Annotated in this window: 3 protein-coding genes; 1 reads left to right on the top strand and 2 read right to left on the bottom strand. The window is 47.1% G+C overall.

All coding sequences use genetic code 11. From position 1 onward, the window contains the following. A partial coding sequence (locus B2U10_RS11535; protein WP_414655325.1) for an ammonium transporter occupies positions 1 to 702 on the top strand: 702 nt, incomplete at its 5' end. A gap of 62 nt (positions 703 to 764) precedes the next feature. Here B2U10_RS11535 and B2U10_RS11530 read toward each other — a convergent pair. Further along, positions 765 to 1,901 carry an ABC transporter permease gene (locus B2U10_RS11530; RefSeq protein ID WP_290787826.1) on the bottom strand — a complete coding sequence of 379 codons (1,137 nt, stop codon included), beginning with the start codon at positions 1,899 to 1,901 and terminating at the stop codon, positions 765 to 767. Further along, positions 1,898 to 2,632 (bottom strand): ABC transporter ATP-binding protein, encoded by a 735-nt coding sequence (locus tag B2U10_RS11525; protein WP_035409404.1) that lies wholly within the window; start codon positions 2,630 to 2,632, stop codon positions 1,898 to 1,900. Before B2U10_RS11525 ends, B2U10_RS11530 begins: the two co-directional genes overlap by 4 nt. Positions 2,633 to 2,764 lie beyond the last annotated feature (132 nt).

The raw sequence follows: 2,764 nt of genomic DNA, 5'->3' as shown, positions 1-2,764 counted from the left end.
TATTCTGTCGTCGGTGCCTTCATCCTCTGGTTATGTTGGTTCGGCTTCAACGCTGGTTCGACATTAACGATTGCCGACGGATTCTTTAGTTACGTTGCTTTGACGACGTTACTCGCGACTGCAGCAGGTGCCCTCGGCGCTCTTGCCATCTCGTTCTGGCACCGTCGCGTCGCAGATATCCCTTCGATCATCAACGGTGTGTTAGCTGCACTCGTTGCCATCACAGCAGCCTGTGCCTTTGTGGAACCATGGGCAGCCGTCGTCATTGGTTTCCTTGCTGGTGTGATCACGTATGGAACGAGCATTCTTCTCGCAAGTCGCGTGGATGATCCACTTTGTGCCTTCTCCGTTCATGGCGTCGCTGGTATCTGGGGTACACTCGCAACTGGATTCTTCGCTTCACCTCGACTCGTTGAAATCACAGGTATCGGACAAGCAGGACTCTTCTATGGAGGTGGCTTCACGCAACTCGGTGTTCAAGCTCTTGGTGTCGTCTTTGCTATCGTCATCGTCAGCGTCTTAAGTTATGCTTTCTTAAAAGTCCTCGACCTTACGATCGGACTTCGAATCACACGCGAAGATGAACTCCGTGGTCTTGACGTCGCGGAACATGGTCAAGCTTCTTACGATCTTCCTGCTCCTGTCAGCAAGGAATTGCATATGGTTGAAGAAGAAGATCTATCAAACGAACGTGTCAATTAATGGTTCATAACGAATAAGAGCCTACGCGATGAATATTCATCACGTAGGCTCTTTCGTGTTTATTACTTTCGGGCGTAGTATTCACCAATCATAAGTGCCAAAGCTGCCCCACCCACGACATAGATGGATCCGCTTAAGAAGAAGCCAAGTAACGTCAAAATGATACATTGACTGATTGCCGCGAAGCGGATGATTTTCCGTTTAGCGTGCACGGCATTCCCAAACGGCAGTAAGCGAGTCAACAGATGCTGATCGACTGCTTTCGTGAATGGTGCCAATTGAAAACTCGTCAGCCCACCAAACGCAGGGATCGCAAGTGCGACGAACCACACGTTACCACTTGCCAACCACATGAACACAGCCCCGATCAGCGTGAGACGAACAATCAATCCGATGCCGTCCCCACTCCGGATGAACTGTTTGACATACAAATAATCAAATGTCGTCTGGGCTTGGTACGGAAACCGCTCGACCATGTTACTTAAGAGACGACGGTGTTTATACGTTGCCGATAGATGTGGAACATCGACGAACCAGTTGGCTAGTCGATAAAAACGATCACGTGATTCTCGTTCGAGCGCAATCCATTCACGTAACGGGAGATGATCCTGACGCTTCAGATGAAGGACGATCATTAACAGCAAGGCAACGACGATCGACATCCACGCCATATCGATGATGACGAGTAGTGCTGCTCCAAATGCATACAATAACACTGTTCGATGTGCGATGCCTTCAAGTTTCGACAAATTCGCTGCCGCTCCGAATAGGGCAAGAGCTACGCCCATTAAGACAAGTTCAAACGGTGTCGTCTGTTCTGTCCGAACATAGAGAACAACGACTGCTAGAAACGGAATCACGGCACGAATGATACCAAAAATCGCATTATATGCGCGCACCTGCTGCATGAAACTGGATAACTTCGCTAACACGGGTAATAGAAACACTTGATCCGCCTCGACAAGAAACGTTCGACTTGTCCGGTAGAGCGGCAGAATCAGAAATAAGGCTGCCATGACGAATCGACCTGGAAATGATGGATCGAGTTGGTCGAGGAAACGACCGTAGACGACTAATGCGTATAAAATAACAAAGTAGACGGTGAATAATAGTCCACCATTCGCTATATATCGTGTATATTTCACTGTTTCCGTCATCGCCGCCTGATACCGTTCCTTCCATAAGGACTGGCTATTCATCGTTCTGCCTCCTCGATCGCAGCAACGTACAGATCATCCAGCGTTCCATCTTGTAGTCCATAGCGAGCTCGTAAAGCAGCCGTTGTCCCTTCCGCCGCAATATGTCCTTCATGTAAGAGAACGAATCGGTTGCAGTGGCGCTCGGCTGTCTCCAGGATATGCGTTGACATTAAAATTCCTTTACCGTCCTGCTTGAGTTCACTGAAAATCTGAAGCAACTCTCGGATTGCCAGTGGATCAAGTCCAACGAATGGTTCATCAACGATCAACAATTCACTCCCCGTGACAAGGGCGCACAAGATCATTGCTTTTTGTTTCATCCCTTTTGAGAAGACACTTGGAAACCACTCTAATTGTTTCGTCATCCGAAGACGTTCAGCATAATGATTTGCTCGTTCTATCGCTACTGCTTCTTCGACATCATATCCTTGTGCCATGAGGCGAAGGTGCTCCCGTAACGTTAGTTGTTCATATAACATCGGCTGTTCCGGAATATACGCGACTTGACGACGATACTCGGTTTCGTTCGTCGCTAAATCCAATCTATTGATTCGTACAGATCCCGTTTTGACCGGTAATAGACCGAGGATGTGTTTAATCGTCGTTGATTTCCCCGCACCATTTAAACCGATTAAACCAACGAGTTCCCCTTGATCCACTTCAATATTGATATCATGAAGGACTGTTTTAGATCCGTATCCTCCTGATAAACCCTTGATCTCTAATAACATGTTTGCCACTCCCTTTAAGCTCATCGTAAGGTAGATCTTCTTAGACTTTCTAGCTTCGTGCCTCATTTTTTAAAATATAATGTTTTAATACTTGTTTTTTCGGCAATTACTCTAAGTGTAATCGTTACATCA

Source organism: Exiguobacterium sp. UBA7533, from assembly GCF_002479335.1.
Classification (GTDB): Bacteria; Bacillota; Bacilli; order Exiguobacteriales; family Exiguobacteriaceae; genus Exiguobacterium_A.
The sequence above is the reverse complement of the archived record's forward strand: the minus strand, read 5'-3'. Positions and strand labels throughout refer to the sequence as shown.